This is a genomic window from Vibrio sp. CK2-1 (genome assembly GCF_021726515.1).
Taxonomy (GTDB): Bacteria; Pseudomonadota; Gammaproteobacteria; order Enterobacterales; family Vibrionaceae; genus Vibrio.
In genome coordinates, this window is record NZ_JAKKCJ010000002.1 from 719634 (window position 1) to 737347 (window position 17714).

Here is a 17714-nt window from a genome sequence, read left to right on the forward strand (position 1 = left end):
AACAACAGTTTTAGATGTAACGTAATTTAAGCTCTTGTGGGTAGGGAGATAGATACACTTGAGCCGCTAAATATTGTTGGGGAAATTCTTTTAGGTAGTGATTGATCAAAGTTAGCGGCACCAGTAGGGGAACTAACCCCGCTCGGAAGTCATTAATATGAGTAGATAGTTCATTTTTTTGCTGTTTAGTGAGCACCTTTTTGAAGTAGCCTTGTAGGTGTTGCAGCGTATTGGTGTGGCTTTTATGCGTTGCCACATGCTTTAAACCCGACATTAACAACGTGATGTATTGTTGCGCCATCTCTTCTAGTTTGAGATCGGCACGAGCAAGGAGACGGCCAGTTTCTTTATAACTAATCAGATGGTGGCTCATTAGTAAGTACTTACGTTCGCTATGAAACTCAATTAATTTGTGCTTAGTCAGGCCAGAAGCTAACAAATCTTGCCAGTGGCGGTAGGTAAACACACGGATCATGAAATTCTCGCGTAAAGCAGGGTCCATTAAACGACCATTTTCTTCACAAGGTAGGTTTGGATTCTGCGCCATGATTTGTTTGGCGAATAAGCCTATGCCAGAGGCGGTGCTGCCTTTACCGTCTTCTTGATAAACCTTAACTCTTTCCATGCCACAGCTCGGGCTTTTTTGACAAAAAATAAAGCCGCTAAGGTGATCGATTTTACTGGCGACGGTTTGACCATATTCGGTTAAGTCTTGCGTGACATCACCATCGCCATCAGGACGACTGACATGTATTCCATCATTGAGTTGAACTTGACGAATAGTAGGGCGAGGGACCGGCAAGCCAATCGCCACTTCTGGGCAAAAGGCTTGGTAGTCAACAAAAGGGGCGAGTTGGCTCATACAGAAATCAGAGCGTTTGTGTCCTTTATCAAAGCGCACTTGCTCTCCGGCGACACAGGCACTGATACCAATTTTCGGTTTTTGCTCTGGTAGTTTCATACTACGGCGACTCCTTGCTGCCCAAGATTAGCTGAATCTAATAAATAAATTGCCCGATAGGGTTTAATAGCTTTGAGATCCCTTGGGTAAATTGCAGCGCATCATTGGATACGGTGAAACATAAACACCCCGTGGTAGTGGTTGGAGTGTGCTCATGTTCTCCAGTTAGCCAAATGAAGTCACCTTTTTGGTATTTACCCATTTGATCTTCAAATTCTCCATCGAGTAATAACGTTAGCTCAAACCCTTTATGAGTATGCATGGGAACACTACCACCGGGTTCGATATGCAATAAGCTGGTTTTGAGACTACCTTCTTGTAAATCAATTCGAGAACGAGTGAGTTTGCCGAGCTTTTGTGGTTTTTGCAGTACTAGAGATTGCAGCGCCCTTGGCAAGGTGTAGCGCTGGCCTTTAAATTCGATGGTTTGTTCGACTGCCTTGTCGGAATCAATTTGGGCATCAAACAAGGCATCATCTTGGGTGATTTGCGCGATCATATCTGCGAAATCTTCTTCATGATCTTGCTGACAAGAAGTCGATGATGTTGTGAATTCTTGCTGAGCGGCTTGTTGAGTAATGCGATCGACAACCGTTTGGCAGTCGCGGCATAATTCAAGATGGGCAGCGACGGCGATGCTCAACGATGCAGGTAGCTCGCCACTTGCAAAAACGCTCATCAATTCATGTGTTGGATGGTGTCTCATGAATTCTCTCCCATAAGATGTTTCAATTTAGCGATTGCCAGTCTTAAACGTGATTTCACAGTGCCTAAAGGAATATTAAACTGGGCGGCTAGTTGCTCTTGCGATAAATCTTTAAAGTACACGCCTTCAATCAATTGGCGTTGATCGTGAGAAAGACGACTAAGGTGACGGTCAATTTTTTTGCTCATCAGGTGGTCATCAAAACTGAGGGTTTCGGTCGCCTCCGCTTCAACCAGTGGCCAAATGTCATCACTTAATTGATCTTCTTTATGAGTACGCATTTTACGTAGCATGTCGAAAGAAGTATTACGCATTATGGTGTACACCCAAGTGGTGGCTGCGCCTTTTTCCATATCGAATAAATGAGCTTTACGCCACACATTCGTCATGGTGTCTTGCAGTAATTCTTTAGCGGTTTCTGGGTTGTTAAATTGTTTGATGCCAAAACGCTGTATTTTAGGCGCAAACCAGATGAACAGACGTTGAAAAGCCTGCTTATCTCGTTGGTTGGCAATATCGCATAACCACTGTTCTAACGGTGGTGTCACTTCATTATCGTCGTTGATTTCCGTTCTCATTGTTATCTTCTTGCCGGTGTGCTTTTGAACACCTAGTGGCTGAGTGACTGGATACATAATGACAAATACCTAATGACAATTGATACCTGTATTACGCGCGTGATTAGTAATGGGATCACTTTTATTTTTAATGCTTGGTATTGTTAACCAACATAGTCAATTTTGACTCAAATCATTAAAATCTCAGTTGACAACCACTATACCCCTTTGGGGTTATGGGTATGCTATGTCAGTCCGTTATTATCGAGTAGAGATTTATACTCGTAATGTAACCTGACGTTGAGCTTTTATTCACCGAATAAGCCGTATTTTGGTTATTTTTGTGATTATCTGAACATTCATTAGATGCTTTACACGTTAACGCTTCCGAGTGAGTTTTCCTGTGGTAACATAAACGCCCCTTAACTTTAACTATAGATGAAGATTTATGCTGGAAGTGCGTGATTTAACAGCGATTCGTGATGACAGAGAATTATTTGAGTCAGTAAGCTTTTCTGTTTCGGCTGGTGATCTCGTTCAAGTTGAGGGACGTAATGGTTCGGGCAAAACGACGATGCTGCGAATTATTACCGGTTTAGGCGATAGTGAAGCCGGAAAAATACTTTGGAAAGGCGTTGAAACTCGTAAAGACCGCGATGCCTTTCATCAGGATTTGTTGTTTATCGGACATCAAACTGGCGTTAAAAAAGAACTGACTGCATTTGAAAATCTTTCCTTTTATCAGAAACTAAATGGCTCAACAGGCGTCACAGAAGATGATATTTGGATGGCGTTAGCCAAAGTTGGCTTGGCAGGTAAAGAAGATATTCCAGCCGGTAAGTTATCGGCAGGGCAGCAACGACGTGTCGCACTCGCGCGTTTATGGTTAAGTCGTCACCCACTTTGGATTTTAGATGAGCCGCTGACGGCCATTGATAAGCAAGGCATTAAAGTGATTGAAGCTTTGTTTGTCGAACATACACAAAATGGCGGAATGGTGCTGTTTACCACTCACCAAGATATGTTTACCGAAATGGATCAACTTAAAACCATTCGGTTGGGAGAGTAAGTCATGATTTCAAGCATGCTGAGCATTGTTCGCCGCGAGTTGTTAATTGCTTATCGTCGTCAAGCTGATGTATTTAACCCTTTGTGGTTCTTTATCATTGTTATTACGTTGTTTCCTTTAAGTATTGGCCCAGAGCCGAATTTGTTAGCACGTATTGCAGCTGGCATCATTTGGGTAGCAGCATTGCTTTCGGCTCTGTTATCTTTAGAGCGCTTATTTCGAGATGACTTTAACGATGGGGCATTAGAGCAATTAATGCTATTGCCAATTCCTTTACCATTGGTGGTGATCTCTAAAGTGATTGCCCATTGGTTGTTAACTGGCTTGCCGTTAATTTTAATTAGCCCGTTACTTGCGGTACTACTATCGCTAGATTTTCAGACTTGGTTGGCGGTGGTGATTACCTTACTACTTGGTACGCCGACCTTGAGTTTTATTGGTGCGATTGGTGTTGGGTTAACGGTGGGGCTGCAAAAAGGTGGCGTACTGTTAAGTTTGCTGGTTTTACCTTTGTATATTCCGGTACTTATTTTTGCTACTTCTGCGATTGAAGCCGCGACTAGTGGTTTTGGCTATTCAGGCCAACTCGCAATTCTAGGGGCGATGTTACTTGGCGCAGCAACCTTGACGCCATTTGCGATTAGCGCGTCGTTACGCATCAGTGTGAATTAATAAACTATATAAGCTTGTGGTTGGACTGTTTATGGTGAGCAACGACAAGCGAATACGATTTAAGTTAAAAATTATAAAGTAGAGCAAAAATAGCCTACAAAACAAAGTGAGAAGCAAAATGTGGAAATGGTTACATCCATACGCAAAAGCTGAAAAAACCTATCAGCTATGCGGAACGTTATTGCCTTGGTTTTCTGTCTTGGCATTTGGGCTATTGCTAGTAGGTACGATTTGGGGGCTTGCTTTTGCGCCTGCCGATTACCAACAGGGCGATAGCTTTCGCATTATTTATATTCACGTACCTTCTGCTATCTGGTCGATGGGCATTTATATGTCGATGGCGATCGCGGCATTTATTGGCTTAGTTTGGCAGCTTAAGTTGTCGAATATGGCCGCTTCTGCGATGGCTCCCATTGGTGCGGTTTATACCTTTATTGCTCTTATTACTGGTGCGGTTTGGGGCAAGCCAATGTGGGGCGCTTGGTGGGTATGGGATGCTCGCTTAACCTCTGAACTGATTTTATTGTTTCTCTACCTAGGTGTGATTGCGCTTTATCACGCCTTTGACGATCAAAAAACCGCAGCAAAAGCCGCCGGTATTCTGGCCATTGTGGGTGTCGTCAATATTCCTATCATTCACTATTCAGTAGAGTGGTGGAATACCCTACATCAAGGTGCCACCATTACTAAGATTGGTAAGCCTTCGATTGCTCCAGACATGCTATGGCCTTTATTGTGTAACATTTTTGGTTTTGCCTTCTTCTTTGGTGCGGTCACTATGGTTCGTTTCCGTACTGAAATTATTCGCCGTGAAAGTCACCGTCCTTGGGTTTTGCAATTGGTCAAACAAAATGCAGCCAAAGGCTCAAAATCAGCAGAGGTGAAATAAATGTATTTTGACTCATTTAGTGATTTCTTAAATATGGGGGGTTATGCCGCTTATGTTTGGGCTTCTTTTGGAATCACATTTTTTAGTATGTTTGTTGTGTACTGGAAAAGTGTTTCAGATGGCAAAGCTTTATTGAAAGAAATCCAACAAAAAATTGACCGTGAAGAACGTCGTCAAGCGGCGAAAAAGATGGAAAACACATTATGACACCTAGACGCAAAAAAAGACTCGCAATCATTTTAGCTATTCTGATCGGTGTAGCCGGAACGGTTGGTTTAACCATGTATGCACTTAATCAGAATATGAATTTATTTTATACCCCATCTGAGCTAGTAAATGGCAAACCAGATGGCACTATGCCTCATGTCGGTGAGCGTTTACGTATCGGTGGTATGGTGGTTGAAGGCTCGGTGAAGCGTGATCCGGATTCTTTGAAAGTGAGCTTTGATCTAAAAGATATTGGTCCTACGGTTACCGTGACTTATGAAGGTATTTTGCCTGATTTATTCCGTGAAGGTCAGGGCATCGTGGCTCAAGGTACATTGGTTGATGCAACTACCATTGAAGCATTTGAAGTACTGGCTAAGCATGATGAAAACTACATGCCTTCAGAAATCGAAGATGCAATGAACAAAGGCCATAATGCTGATTATGACTACGAAACTCACACCATGAAAAATCAGGAATAAGTGCAATGATTGCTGAACTTGGACATTTTGCCTTAATTCTTGCATTAGGGTTTTCTATTTTACTAAGTGCATTGCCTATGTATGGTGCGAGTGTTAATAACCGCACTTTAATGGGCATGGCGCGTCCTCTGTCTTGGGGGATGTTTTTAACGCTAGCGTTTTCATTCGGGACGCTACTTTGGGCATTCTATAGTAACGACTTTACTTTGCAGTATGTGGCGAGTAACTCGAACAGTTTACTGCCTTGGTACTATCGCTTAACTGCTGTATGGGGCGCTCACGAAGGCTCTCTACTACTTTGGGTGCTTATTCAAGCTATCTGGACAGTTGCGGTGGCAACCTTTAGTCGCGGAATGCCACAAGAGTCGGTATCACGCGTATTGGCGGTAATGGGGATGATTTCGATTGGCTTCTTGCTATTTATCATTCTGACATCAAACCCATTCTTACGTACCTTGCCTTACTTCCCAATTGATGGTCGCGACTTAAACCCACTACTACAAGATCCGGGCTTAATTATTCACCCACCAATGCTGTACATGGGTTATGTAGGCTTCTCTGTAGCGTTCTCATTTGCTATTGCATCATTAATGACCGGTCGTTTAGATACTGCTTGGGCTCGTTGGTCTCGTCCTTGGACGACAGCTGCATGGGTATTTTTGACTATTGGTATCGCACTAGGTTCATGGTGGGCATATTACGAACTCGGCTGGGGCGGCTGGTGGTTCTGGGATCCTGTTGAAAACGCATCTTTCATGCCTTGGCTAGCCGGTACCGCATTAATGCACTCATTGGCTGTAACCGAAAAACGCGGCACCTTTAAAGCATGGACCGTATTGCTAGCGATCAGCGCATTCTCATTGAGCTTGCTAGGGACCTTCTTAGTTCGTTCGGGTATTTTGGTATCGGTGCATTCATTCGCATCGGATCCTGCTCGCGGTATGTTTATTCTGGCTTTCCTTGCGTTAGTGATTGGTGGCTCGCTGTTACTGTTTGCACTCAAAGGCGCGTCAGTCCGTGTGCGTGGTAACTACTCACTTATCTCACGTGAAAACGCCTTGTTATCTAACAATATTTTGTTAATAGCAGCATTAGTAGTGGTTCTGATTGGTACTTTATTACCGCTTGTTCATAAGCAAATTGGTATGGGCTCTGTATCGATTGGTGCACCATTCTTTAATACCTTGTTCACTTGGTTAATTGTGCCATTTACCTTGATTTTAGGTGTTGGCCCAATGGTGCGTTGGAAGCGTGATAACTTAGCTGAAGTGAAAGTACCGATGCTAGTGTCATTGGTGGTTTCAGTAGTTGGCGCAACCGCGATTGCTTTAATTTCTTCTAAGCAATTTATGCCACTTGCAACACTAGGTTGGTTCATGGCGATTTGGATCTTTGCGATGCATGGCTTTGAGCTACACCAACGCGCGACACACCGCCATACTTTCTTTAAAGGTTTAACTAAGCTGCAACGTAGCCATTGGGCGATGATGCTAGGCCACATTGGCTTGGCAGTAACCATCATTGGTATTGCGATGGTGCAAAACTACAGTGTTGAACGTGATGTGCGTTTAGCGCCGGGTGATAAGTTTGAAATTCATGGTTATCAGTTTGACTTTGCTGGTGTACGTGACCATGACGGCCCGAACTATGAAGGCTTTATTGCTGATTTCATCATTAGTGAAGATGGTAACTATGTAAACGAACTGCATGCTGAAAAACGTTTCTACCATACCGCTCGTTCTATGATGACCGAAGCGGCAATTGACCGCGGTTTCACTCGTGACTTGTATGTTGCAATGGGTGAGCGCTTAGAAGGTACCGATGCCTGGGCAGTTCGCATCTACTATAAACCGTTTATTCGCTGGATTTGGTTTGGTGCGATTTTAATGTCGATTGGTGGTGCGTTAGCGATCAGTGATAAACGTTATCGCTTCCGTAAAAAAGCCGAAAAATCAACGGAATCAGCCGAGAAGGAGGCGTAATCATGAACCGTAAAATCTTGTTTGCACCTTTGGCGTTATTTGCCATCTTGGTTGTGGTATTTGCCACGCAGCTTACTCGTAATGCTGATGGTGATGATCCCACTAAATTAGAATCAGTATTGGTAGGTAAACCAGTACCTGAATTTAAGCTAGAAGATTTATTCCAAGAAAATAAAACTTATGATCAAAGCTTATTTCAAGGCCAGCCTTTACTGCTTAACGTGTGGGCGACTTGGTGTCCAACGTGTTATGCCGAGCATCAGTTCTTGAATAAGCTTTCAGAGCAAGGTGTAAAAATCGTTGGTTTGAATTACAAAGATGACCGTGAGAAAGCCAAAAAATGGTTAAGAGATCTTGGTAACCCATATCAGGTCGTGTTATTTGATGGTAGTGGCATGTTTGGCTTAGATCTTGGGGTCTACGGCGCACCAGAAACGTTCTTGATTGATGCCAATGGCCATATTCAGTACCGCCATGTGGGTGATGTGAATGTTGAAAACTGGAACGAAACCTTATTGCCTTTGTATAACAAGCTAGAAGGTCAAAAAACAGCATTGCCGCCAATTCCGATGGAGCGTGCCCAATGATGAAAAAATCTTCACTATTAATGCTGCTATGCATGTTATTTGCAGTGCCAGCGATGTCTGCGATTGAAGTGTTCGACTTTGATACACCAGAGCAAGAGGCGCAATTTCAAGAGCTCAGTCATACGCTGCGTTGTCCTAAGTGTCAAAATAACTCAATTTCCGATTCCAATGCGGAATTGGCAAAAGACCTACGTTTGAAAGTATATCAAATGACTAAAGACGGTAAGTCGAAGCAAGAGATCGTTGATTACATGGTGGCTCGCTACGGTAATTTCGTAACTTACAATCCACCATTAACACCATCAACGGCAGTCTTGTGGCTTGCGCCGCTAGGCATAGTGATCTTTGGATTCGGTTTTATTGTGATACGTAGCCGCCGAAAATCAGCCGCTGCTCAAGTGAAAAGTTCAACATCATTGGATAAAGAACAAGAGCAACGTTTAAAAGAGCTTTTAGAAGAATCTGATTCAAACGACAAGAAGGGCAGTGATTCATGATAGCATTTTGGATTGGAACAATAATCTTACTCGCCATCTCTTGCGTGTTTGTTTTATACCCACTACTAAAGCCGAAAGAGGTGGATGAAGCGGCCCAACGCGATGATTTAAACAAAGCGTTTTTCCGTGATCGTTTAGCCGAATTAGAATCTGAAGATCAAGCGGGTATCGTCGGCAATAAAGATGATCTGGTTTTAGATTTAAAACAGTCTTTATTAGATGACATTCCGGTTGCCGAGCAGCAAAAGAAAGATTCTGCCGCGGTTAAGTGGATGGCAATACCTTTAGTGATCTTTATGGCGGTAGCTTCTTATGGGGTATATGCCTTATATGGTGCGCATAGTAAGGTTGCTCATTGGAAGCAAGTTGAAAATAATCTCCCTGTTTTATCGCAAAAGTTGATGAACCCTCAAGGTGTTGAATTAACTGAGCAAGAGATGACGGATCTGACGTTAGCTCTGCGTTCTCGCCTGCAATATAATGCGGACGATGCGACGGGTTGGGTATTACTTGGTCGTATTGGTTTGGCGAATCGTGATATTGAAACTGCGATTGGTGCATTAACCAAAGCTGATAACTTGATGCCGAATAATCAAGATGTGCAATTAAGCCTAGCTCAAGCGTTAATGTTCTCATCGGATCAAACTGATTTACAAAAAGCCGATTCGATTTTAGCGCAATTAATGAAACAGCCTGATGTCGATTTGCGAGTCTACTCTTTGCTGGCATTTAGTGCCTATGAAAGTGGTGATTACGCTAAAGCTATCGATTACTGGAAACAGCTTCAAGCTAAAATCGGTAAAGATGATGATCGCTACGACATGCTTTCTCGTAGTATTAAAACGGCTCAGCGTGAGTTAGATGCGATTAATCATCCTGAACAAAAAACTTACCAAGGCACACCGGTTAAGGTCACGGTTTCATTGTCACCAGAAGTGAAACTACCAGAATCTGGCGTGTTGATTGTTTCTGTTCATACTGCCGATGGTGCGCCAATGCCGATTGCGGCTGCACGTTACCCAATCTCACAATTCCCTGTGACAGTGGTTCTAGATGATAGTAACAGCATGATTGAAAGCCGTAAGTTATCGAGCTTGTCTGACATCATGGTGAAAGCACGTATTGATAGCGATGGTAACGTGGCTACTCGTGAAGGCGATTGGCATGGTGAAAGTTTGCCGATTCATCTTGGTGATGATGTGGTAATTTCAATTGATAAGAAATATTGATAATTAACATTAAGATGCAATACAATTAACGTTATTGCATATTCTTGTTTAATTATAGAAAGGCAATGTATTGAATTACGTTGCCTTTTTTTATACCCACGACATTTGAAGTGGCCGCTCTATTAATGATGCTGACTACAATGCTAATGGCCTCGGGTATAAATGAATAAATTTTTGAGCTTACACAGGATGTAGTGGCTTGGCTGATATAAAAATCAACTATTCATTTTCACTTATCTTCCTCTCATCAACGCTGATGCTAGGGTGTAGCTCTACGCCTGAAGAACAAGCCTCCACAACTCAAAGTAATACTGCCACTTCCTCGGAAAAATCGACCACAGATCATGACGATGATGACTTCTTTGAAGGCTTCAACCGTTTGATGTGGGATTTTAACTTTGAGGTGCTCGACCCTTATGTTGTTCGACCGCTCTCTATTGCCTATATGGAATGGACGCCGTGGCCAATACATACTGGGCTGAATAATTTTCTAAATAACCTTGATGAGCCAGCCAATGCAGTGAATAACTTACTGATGGGCAATGGCGATCAAGCGGTGGAGAATTTTAGCCGTTTTTGGATTAACAGCACGATTGGCTTACTTGGTTTAATTGATGTGGCATCAATGGCCAATATATCCAGCACTAATCGCGAGTTTGGTGATGTAATAGGGCATTACGGAGTTGGCAATGGAGCCTACTTGATGTTGCCAGCATACGGGCCTGTTACCGTGCGTGACGCTGCTGATACCATCGATGGCTTGTACATCCCTTTAAACTGGCTAACCTTCTGGCAAAAGGCTGGCAAGTGGGCATTTCAAGGGCTAGAGTCGCGCTATGAATTGATAAGCCAAGAAGGGCAGTTGCGTAATTCCCCCGATCCTTATCAGCTAAGCAAAAGTATCTATATACAACATCAAGACTTTAAAGCTGAAATTACCAAACAGCCAGAAGCTGCTCTAGATGAAGACCTATTAGAAGAGTACCTAGGGCATGATTACTAGCTAGCTATTTCAAGAAAAGACCTGTCTCAAGAAAAATTCAACTGAGCAACTAAACAAAAAAGCCTTACTACATATTTGCAGTAAGGCTTAATTTTTCGAGTTTAAATTCGAATTAGAATGTTTTGCTGTACTGAACACCTGTGATGATGGCATCAGTATGTGTCACGGCATCAATACTCGAAATCCCTTCGTGCTCTTCATGGATATCCATGTCTACACCTAATAGGTAAGTAAAGCCAAAGTCGATGGTTGAGTCTTTAGTTGGTGCATAAGAGAAACCTGCAGATAACCAGTTACGGTTTGAATCGGGTACTGCAATGGTAGTCACTTCATCTTGTGCGCCTTGGTCAAACATATAACCGGCACGTAGCGTCCACTTATCGTTTAGGTAGTAAGTACCACCGACCGCGTAACTCCAAGTGTCTTTCCATTCAAACTTTTGTAGTGTGATATCAGGATCTGCGGTTGCTAATTCGTCAAATTGACTCCAGTCGGTCCATTGTACGGTATAGCTGATAGCAAACTTAGTGCCTTCAAAACGGTTATAACCAGAAAATTGTGCAAAGCCAGGTAGTGGTACTACAACTTCATCCGCTAACGTGATGCCACCAGGGCCATCAATTTTGCCTTTAGCATGAATTTCCGGACTAGCGTGGTAAGAAATACCCCAGCGGTTATTTTCGTTTAGCTCGTACGTGGTACCGATGTTCCAACCAAGACCAGCGCCAGTTGCATCTACGTCAACTGCATTGATAGTTCTGTCGAAAGGAATTGTAGTATTGATATCGAACTGATTTCCTATCAGATCGATATTGATGTCTTTACTACCATCAACCGCTAAACCGCGCTTAAACTCACCATGACCATAGATAATGTCTAAACCGGCACCAAAGCTCCATTGATCATTTAGGCGATAAGAAGCAGCAAGAGCAAGTTCGGCACTAATAATGCTTGATTTACCGCCGTATTCTTCCGGGAAAGAAGAATCAAATTCAGATGCAGTACCAAAGTTGGAATACATGCCTGCACCTACCGCCCACTTATCATTTAGCGGTACGATTAAAAACATGTTAGGAGCGACAGCCCATGCACCGGCATCGTCATAACTAACATCACCATCATTGCTATTCACATCGCTTTGGTATTGGCCATTTTTAACTTCAATATTTGGGCGAATTCCAGCCGCACCCATGGTAAATGATGTTTTATCAAACAACGCCATGGCTGCTGGGTTAATTGCCATTACAGAGGCATTATCCGCAATGATACCGTCACCCGCGTATGCACGACCGACACCTGTTGCAGACTGAGCAGCTATTTGAAAGCCTGCAGCAAAAACAGATGGCGATGCAATTAATAAGGCGCTTGCAAGAGTGGATGTGGTGAACACATTCAACTTTTTCATTGGATAATACCTACTTTATGATTTGTTTTATTTTCGTGTTGCGTTTGAAAATGGGGTGGAGCTTATAAAGGAGGCGCATTATGGGAGTAACAAGGTATTTAACATATCCGACCATTGAATAAAATCGGTTAAAAGTCGTTAATCTGACGTCAATGTCGGCGAATTCCTATGTATTTTCGTGTTAATGAATTTGGTGTTTTTATTTTCTTGTGGCTGCATTTTGAGTATTGCTATTTGTTTGGTGAATGGGTTTCGGAGGGTGTTTTCAGGTAAGGTATTGATTTATATGATTTGGGATGTTTTTCAATAATAGTAACTACTCATCTACTTTATGAGACAGTAGTTACTATATTATTGATGGCGACTTTTTATTAAATTTTATTGGTTAAAGTGAAACATTGGCGCGATTTTTTGCGATAAAGAGGCAATATCTTCACCTTTTTCACCAACCAGTATTAAGCTACCTTGAGTCAGCGGTATGATCTCACCTTGCATATTATCTTGCGTAAACTGACTAGTTTGCTTCGCTTCAATGTTGGAAACAAAGGCAGTAACACGGCCTTGTTTACCTTGGAATACCATGTGTAGTGCATGGTGTTCTTGGCTAAAACCACAATGATTCAAATAATAGATATGATAGGGAAAATCACCATCAAGCTGATAAGAATATACATTGAGCTTTGATTGTATCTCTTGTTTAGTGCTTCCCTCATTCATATTGGCAATAAAGGGTTCTTCATCAAGAATGTGATTGATTGCCATTTTATCGAGTTGGGCATAGGCGGGTTTTACCAACAAGTTACCCCAATTGACTTGGCCTATTAATAAACCGAAAGTGAAAATAATCGAAGCCGCTAAAGCCCAAACTTTGCTGGTTAAATGCAATGTAGGCTTGATTGGTGCATTTTGGAAAATAATTTTATCTGCCAAATCGTCAGGCACTTCGACTTTGAATGCTTGCTCAATTTTCTTATCCAGTTCTTGTAGGCTTTCGGCATATTTTTTATTTTGCGGATTAGTACCAAGTTCAGCCAAAATATCATCACTCTTATCATTTGGATCAGAGAGTAAACGACGTCTAAATTCTAAATCATCCATGGTTGGCCCCCTGAGATGGTGAAGTTGCATCAAGTTGCTCTTTGATTTGATTACGAGCACGGAATAAACGAGTCATCACGGTGTTTTTATTGAGGTCAAGGATTTGGCTAATTTCATCACCGGTGAATCCTCCAATCACTTGCAAGAATAATGGCTCTCGATATTCAATATCTAAATTCATGATCTGCTTTTGTAACCATTTTTGCTGATGATGCTCACTATCATCGGTTTTACCACTATTGCCTGGTTCATCAATATCCACTAAATCGAATTGTTTACGTTCAAATCGCCTGGCATTTTCACGCCGTAAAATTGTGATTAACCATGGCTTTGCGGCTTTCTCATCTTTTAGGCTATCGATAGCTTTCCAAGCACGCAGGCAAGTTTCTTGCACTAGATCTTCGGCAATATGTTGGTCTTTACATAACCAATACGCATAACGATATAAATCGCGATGGTATGCCCTCACTAGGGACTCATAACGTTTTTGTTTATTCATATCCTTATTGACCGCGCTATGGTCTGTTTTCTTTCCAAATATTTTAGAAATGGCCATCTAAATCCTTAAAATTGCCTCTAATATAATTAGTGTGTTTGCTTTTACTGTAGAAAGGAAGAGGAAAAGGTAAAAATTGCTAATCATTTGTGGTGTTTCTGAGTGCGCGGTGTTGTTTTACTGTTAATTCTGTATTTGATTGTTTATGTCACAAGTTTTTATTTGTACTTTAGTAAACTGACCTCTTTAGTTTGATGTTTAAAAAGCTTTGTATACAATCAGAGGTCTGACCACATGATTTTTCTTTACGGTTAAGCAATTCGTTTCGTAAAGACATGGACATTAAAAAGGAAAGAATATGACTCATCAGGAAGTAAAAACTCGCAATGGTGACCGCATCGCTATTGTTTCCGGTCTTCGAACCCCATTTGCTCGTCAAGGCACTGCTTTCAAAGAAGTACCCGCGGTAGATCTTGGTAAAATGGTGGTGAGTGAATTACTTGCTCGTACTCAAATCGACCCTAAACTTGTCGACCAAGTGGTATTTGGTCAGGTAGTGCAAATGCCGGCTGCGCCAAATATCGCTCGTGAAATTGTGCTTGGCACAGGTATGAATGTCTCAACCGATGCCTACAGTGTTACACGTGCTTGTGCGACTAGTTTTCAATCAGCAGTTAATGTCGCGGAAAGCATTATGGCGGGCAATATTGAAATCGGGATTGCTGGGGGGGCAGATTCTTCCTCCGTTCTTCCTATTGGTGTGTCGAAATCGCTTGCTCAAGGCTTACTAGAACTCAGCAAAGCTAAAACACTGCCTCAAAAATTATCGATTTTGCGTAAATTATCTTTCAAAGATCTCATGCCAGTGCCACCTGCGGTTGCTGAATACTCGACTGGATTATCCATGGGGCAAACGGCAGAACAGATGGCGAAATCTCACCAAATCGCCCGTGAAGATCAAGATGCGTTAGCGCACCGTTCTCATACCCTAGCTGCGCAAGCTTGGGAAGATGGTTTAATCCAAGATGAAGTAATGACGGCTTATCCTGAACCTTATAAAGAGTGGATTCATCAGGATAACAATATTCGTCAAGATTCACAGATTGAGCAATATGCCAAACTTCGCCCAGCCTTTGACCGTAATTTTGGTAGCGTGACGGCAGCAACCAGTACACCGTTAACCGATGGTGCCGCGGCAGTATTGATGATGAGTGAAAGTAAAGCGAAAGAGCTTGGTTTAGAAGTGCTTGGCTATATTCGTTCTTATGCTTTCTCAGCAATTCAAGTAGAAGAAGACATGTTAATGGGGCCATCTTATGCCACCCCAATTGCACTTGATAGAGCCGGAATTGAGCTAGACGATCTTGACTTGATTGAGATGCATGAAGCCTTCGCCGCTCAAACTCTTGCCAATGTGAAAATGTTTGCCTCAGAAACCTTTGCCAAAGAAAAGCTTGGCCGAGATAAAGCCATTGGCGTGATTGATATGGAGAAGTTTAATGTACTTGGTGGCTCATTAGCTTACGGCCACCCATTTGCTGCGACTGGCGCACGTTTAATGACTCAAACCTTACGGGAGTTAAAACGTCGAGGTGGCGGCTTAGCATTAACTACCGCATGTGCGGCCGGCGGATTAGGGGCAGCCGTCATTTTAGAAGTTGATAAATTAGAAGCTGATAAAGATGAAGCACAGATGGAAGGAGCGGAATAATGACAATGGATAATCAACTTTCAGCAGAGCATGCTTCAACCAATAATGCGTTTACCTTAACCGTGGATGATAACCAAGTTGCTTGGCTTGCGGTGGATGTACCTAATGAAAAAATGAATACTCTTCAGGCAGAATTTGCTGAACAAATGCAGGCGATTTTTGAGCAATTAGAGCAAAAGAAATCAGACATCAAGGGCATGATCGTTCATTCCTTAAAGCCGGATAACTTTATTGCCGGTGCCGATGTTCGCATGCTGGATGCTTGTCAATCTGCGCAAGAAGCGGAAAGCTTAGCCACCCAAGGCCAAGAGATGTTTAATCGTCTTTCATCACTACCTTTTACCGTTGTGGCGGCGATTCATGGCCCTTGTTTAGGGGGCGGTTTAGAGTTAGCACTTGCTTGTGACTACCGTGTTTGTAGTGATAGTGATGCAACGCGTTTAGGTTTACCTGAAGTTCAATTAGGTTTGTTACCAGGATCGGGCGGCACTCAACGTTTACCTCGTCTTGTAGGTTTGCTTGATAGCCTAGATATGATTTTAACTGGCAAGCAGCTACGCGCGAAGAAAGCATTAAAATTAGGCTTAGCGGACGCTTGTGTGCCGCAATCTATCTTGTTGCAAGCTGCTCAACAGTTTATTAGTAAATCAAAGCGTAAAGCGAAAAAAGATATTAAAGAATCATTAATGGCTAATACGGGCTTTGGTCGTAAAGTAATTTTTGAACAAGCCGCGAAAAAAGCCAACCAAAAGAGCCGTGGCAACTACCCGGCGATTAAGGCTATTTTACAAGTGATTCAATATGGTCTTGAGAAAGGCATCAAAGAAGGACTCGCTAAAGAAGCTCAAGAGTTTGGTAAGTTGGTTATGACTTCTGAATCTCGTGCTTTACGTTCGATTTTCTTTGCCACTACCGAAATGAAAAAAGACTTTGGTAGCTCTGCACAACCTAAAAATGTTCAAGGTGTTGGCGTTCTTGGCGGTGGCTTGATGGGCGCAGGGATTGGTTATGTTTCGGCTACTAAAGCAAATGTGCCAGTACGCTTTAAAGATGTATCGAATGATGGTGTGTTACATGCCATGAACTACAGCTATAACCTGTTAACTAAGCTGCTGAAACGTCGCGCCATTAGTAAAGCCCAATTACAAAAGCAGATGCAGTCGATTTCTGGTGGTACAGACTTTACCGGTTTTAGCCAAAAAGACATGGTGATTGAGGCGGTGTTTGAAGACTTGTCACTAAAACAAAGCATGGTGCGTGATATTGAAGCTCAGGCTAAAAAAGGCGTTATCTTTGCTACCAATACCTCATCATTACCGATTAGTAAAATTGCTCAAGGTGCAGCAAAACCTGAAAATGTGATTGGTCTGCATTACTTCAGCCCAGTAGATAAAATGCCATTAGTGGAAGTGATCCCGCATCAAGGAACTTCTGAGGAAGTGATTGCCACCACGGTGAAATTTGCTCGTAAGCAAGGTAAAACACCGATCGTGGTTAAAGATAAAGCGGGTTTCTATGTGAACCGTATTTTGGCGCCTTATATGAATGAAGCGGCAAAAATTCTCCTGTCTGGTGAGCCGATTGAACATATTGACGAGTCATTACTCAACTTTGGTTTTCCAGTAGGGCCAATTGCGCTGCTAGATGAAGTCGGCGTTGATATCGGGGCGAAAATCACCCCAATTCTAGTTGAGGAACTTGGTGAGCGTTTTAAAGCGCCAGATGTGTTTGATACCTTGCTAAAAGATGGCCGTAAAGGGCGTAAGAGCGGCAAAGGTTTCTACACTTATAAAGGTAAGAAGAAAGAAGTCGATAAATCGGTTTATCGCTTACTTAAACTGACGCCTGAATCGATTCTTAATGAAGAAGTGGTCGCGATGCGCTGCGTACTTCTAATGATCAATGAAGCAGTGCGAGCATTAGATGATGGTATTATTGCTAGCCCGAGAGATGGGGATATTGGTGCCATTTTCGGTATTGGTTTCCCACCATTCCTAGGTGGCCCATTCCGTTATATTGATCAAATCGGCGCAGTGAAATTAGTCGATATCATGAACGAGTATGCTGAGAAATACGGTAGTCGTTTTGCTCCGTGTGATGGGTTATTAACTCGCGCCGGAACCGGAGATAAGTTCTACCCATAAGCCTATTTGTTGAACTACC

Annotated in this window: 18 protein-coding genes; 12 read left to right on the forward strand and 6 right to left on the reverse strand. The window is 42.6% G+C overall.

Going from position 1 to position 17714, the window contains the following annotated elements; all coding sequences use genetic code 11:
- Positions 1-10: 10 nt before the first annotated feature.
- Genes L3V25_RS08235 through L3V25_RS08245 form a run of 3 tightly spaced genes read right to left on the reverse strand, consistent with a single transcriptional unit; the run spans position 11 to position 2302 of the window.
- On the reverse strand, positions 11-961 hold the full coding sequence (locus tag L3V25_RS08235) for a DUF523 and DUF1722 domain-containing protein (protein ID WP_237294890.1): 951 nt from the start codon (positions 959-961) through the stop codon (positions 11-13).
- A 37-nt stretch (positions 962-998) separates the two neighbouring features.
- Positions 999-1667, reverse strand: coding sequence for a ChrR family anti-sigma-E factor (locus L3V25_RS08240; protein ID WP_237294891.1), 669 nt, complete (start codon positions 1665-1667; stop codon positions 999-1001).
- Positions 1664-2302 (reverse strand): sigma-70 family RNA polymerase sigma factor, encoded by a 639-nt coding sequence (locus L3V25_RS08245; protein WP_237294892.1) that lies wholly within the window; start codon positions 2300-2302, stop codon positions 1664-1666. Before L3V25_RS08245 ends, L3V25_RS08240 begins: the two co-directional genes overlap by 4 nt.
- Positions 2303-2672: 370 nt before the next feature.
- Here L3V25_RS08245 and ccmA point away from each other — a divergent pair, with 370 nt between their 5' ends.
- The 10 genes from ccmA to L3V25_RS08295 all read left to right on the forward strand — a co-directional run bounded on the left by ccmA (position 2673) and on the right by L3V25_RS08295 (position 10841).
- Positions 2673-3293 carry a cytochrome c biogenesis heme-transporting ATPase CcmA gene (ccmA, locus tag L3V25_RS08250; RefSeq protein ID WP_237294893.1) on the forward strand — a complete coding sequence of 207 codons (621 nt, stop codon included), beginning with the start codon at positions 2673-2675 and terminating at the stop codon, positions 3291-3293.
- Positions 3294-3296: 3 nt separating this feature from the next.
- On the forward strand, positions 3297-3965 hold the full coding sequence (gene ccmB / locus L3V25_RS08255; RefSeq protein ID WP_237294894.1) for a heme exporter protein CcmB: 669 nt from the start codon (positions 3297-3299) through the stop codon (positions 3963-3965).
- A 118-nt stretch (positions 3966-4083) separates the two neighbouring features.
- Positions 4084-4854: a heme ABC transporter permease gene (locus L3V25_RS08260; protein WP_144387765.1), complete on the forward strand. Its 771-nt coding sequence runs from the start codon at positions 4084-4086 to the stop codon at positions 4852-4854.
- Positions 4855-5061: a heme exporter protein CcmD gene (ccmD, locus tag L3V25_RS08265; RefSeq protein ID WP_237294895.1), complete on the forward strand. Its 207-nt coding sequence runs from the start codon at positions 4855-4857 to the stop codon at positions 5059-5061. It abuts the gene before it with no gap.
- Positions 5058-5543, forward strand: a complete 486-nt coding sequence (ccmE, locus tag L3V25_RS08270) for a cytochrome c maturation protein CcmE (protein WP_237294896.1) — start codon at positions 5058-5060, stop codon at positions 5541-5543. The genes ccmD and ccmE overlap by 4 nt, the downstream gene beginning before the upstream one ends.
- 5 nt (positions 5544-5548) lie before the next feature.
- A complete protein-coding gene (locus L3V25_RS08275; protein WP_237294897.1) occupies positions 5549-7525 on the forward strand; it encodes a heme lyase CcmF/NrfE family subunit in 1977 nt (658 codons plus the stop codon).
- 2 nt (positions 7526-7527) lie between these two features.
- Positions 7528-8112, forward strand: coding sequence for a DsbE family thiol:disulfide interchange protein (locus L3V25_RS08280; RefSeq protein ID WP_237294898.1), 585 nt, complete (start codon positions 7528-7530; stop codon positions 8110-8112).
- A complete protein-coding gene (locus tag L3V25_RS08285) occupies positions 8112-8609 on the forward strand; it encodes a cytochrome c-type biogenesis protein (RefSeq protein WP_237294994.1) in 498 nt (165 codons plus the stop codon). Before L3V25_RS08280 ends, L3V25_RS08285 begins: the two co-directional genes overlap by 1 nt.
- The gene (gene ccmI / locus L3V25_RS08290) at positions 8606-9838 is read left to right on the forward strand and encodes a c-type cytochrome biogenesis protein CcmI (RefSeq protein ID WP_237294899.1); all 1233 of its coding nucleotides are present in this window, start codon (positions 8606-8608) and stop codon (positions 9836-9838) included. The genes L3V25_RS08285 and ccmI overlap by 4 nt, the downstream gene beginning before the upstream one ends.
- Positions 9839-10037: 199 nt before the next feature.
- Entirely contained in the window at positions 10038-10841 is an 804-nt protein-coding gene (locus L3V25_RS08295; RefSeq protein WP_346656330.1) for an MlaA family lipoprotein, read from the forward strand.
- A 112-nt stretch (positions 10842-10953) separates the two neighbouring features.
- On the opposite strand, the gene L3V25_RS08300 is transcribed toward L3V25_RS08295, so the two are convergent.
- The 3 genes from L3V25_RS08300 to L3V25_RS08310 all read right to left on the reverse strand — a co-directional run bounded on the left by L3V25_RS08300 (position 10954) and on the right by L3V25_RS08310 (position 13900).
- Entirely contained in the window at positions 10954-12246 is a 1293-nt protein-coding gene (locus L3V25_RS08300) for an outer membrane protein transport protein (protein WP_237294900.1), read from the reverse strand.
- A gap of 378 nt (positions 12247-12624) precedes the next feature.
- Positions 12625-13344 (reverse strand): DUF3379 family protein, encoded by a 720-nt coding sequence (locus L3V25_RS08305; RefSeq protein ID WP_237294901.1) that lies wholly within the window; start codon positions 13342-13344, stop codon positions 12625-12627.
- Complete coding sequence (locus L3V25_RS08310) at positions 13337-13900, reverse strand: sigma-70 family RNA polymerase sigma factor (RefSeq protein ID WP_237294902.1); 564 nt, start codon at positions 13898-13900, stop codon at positions 13337-13339. The genes L3V25_RS08305 and L3V25_RS08310 overlap by 8 nt, the downstream gene beginning before the upstream one ends.
- Before the next feature lie 298 nt (positions 13901-14198).
- Between L3V25_RS08310 and fadI the strand changes: the two genes are divergently transcribed.
- Entirely contained in the window at positions 14199-15551 is a 1353-nt protein-coding gene (gene fadI, locus L3V25_RS08315) for an acetyl-CoA C-acyltransferase FadI (protein ID WP_237294903.1), read from the forward strand.
- Positions 15551-17695 carry a fatty acid oxidation complex subunit alpha FadJ gene (gene fadJ / locus L3V25_RS08320; RefSeq protein ID WP_237294904.1) on the forward strand — a complete coding sequence of 715 codons (2145 nt, stop codon included), beginning with the start codon at positions 15551-15553 and terminating at the stop codon, positions 17693-17695. Before fadI ends, fadJ begins: the two co-directional genes overlap by 1 nt.
- Positions 17696-17714: the final 19 nt, after the last annotated feature.

Coding starts and splice junctions, on each gene's coding strand:
- L3V25_RS08235 (WP_237294890.1), bottom strand. CDS start 961: ATGAAACTACCAGAGCAAAAACCGAAAATTGGTATCAGTGCCTGTGTC.
- L3V25_RS08240 (WP_237294891.1), bottom strand. CDS start 1,667: ATGAGACACCATCCAACACATGAATTGATGAGCGTTTTTGCAAGTGGC.
- L3V25_RS08245 (WP_237294892.1), bottom strand. CDS start 2,302: ATGTATCCAGTCACTCAGCCACTAGGTGTTCAAAAGCACACCGGCAAG.
- ccmA (WP_237294893.1), top strand. CDS start 2,673: ATGCTGGAAGTGCGTGATTTAACAGCGATTCGTGATGACAGAGAATTA.
- ccmB (WP_237294894.1), top strand. CDS start 3,297: ATGATTTCAAGCATGCTGAGCATTGTTCGCCGCGAGTTGTTAATTGCT.
- L3V25_RS08260 (WP_144387765.1), top strand. CDS start 4,084: ATGTGGAAATGGTTACATCCATACGCAAAAGCTGAAAAAACCTATCAG.
- ccmD (WP_237294895.1), top strand. CDS start 4,855: ATGTATTTTGACTCATTTAGTGATTTCTTAAATATGGGGGGTTATGCC.
- ccmE (WP_237294896.1), top strand. CDS start 5,058: ATGACACCTAGACGCAAAAAAAGACTCGCAATCATTTTAGCTATTCTG.
- L3V25_RS08275 (WP_237294897.1), top strand. CDS start 5,549: ATGATTGCTGAACTTGGACATTTTGCCTTAATTCTTGCATTAGGGTTT.
- L3V25_RS08280 (WP_237294898.1), top strand. CDS start 7,528: ATGAACCGTAAAATCTTGTTTGCACCTTTGGCGTTATTTGCCATCTTG.
- L3V25_RS08285 (WP_237294994.1), top strand. CDS start 8,112: ATGAAAAAATCTTCACTATTAATGCTGCTATGCATGTTATTTGCAGTG.
- ccmI (WP_237294899.1), top strand. CDS start 8,606: ATGATAGCATTTTGGATTGGAACAATAATCTTACTCGCCATCTCTTGC.
- L3V25_RS08300 (WP_237294900.1), bottom strand. CDS start 12,246: ATGAAAAAGTTGAATGTGTTCACCACATCCACTCTTGCAAGCGCCTTA.
- L3V25_RS08305 (WP_237294901.1), bottom strand. CDS start 13,344: ATGGATGATTTAGAATTTAGACGTCGTTTACTCTCTGATCCAAATGAT.
- L3V25_RS08310 (WP_237294902.1), bottom strand. CDS start 13,900: ATGGCCATTTCTAAAATATTTGGAAAGAAAACAGACCATAGCGCGGTC.
- fadI (WP_237294903.1), top strand. CDS start 14,199: ATGACTCATCAGGAAGTAAAAACTCGCAATGGTGACCGCATCGCTATT.
- fadJ (WP_237294904.1), top strand. CDS start 15,551: ATGACAATGGATAATCAACTTTCAGCAGAGCATGCTTCAACCAATAAT.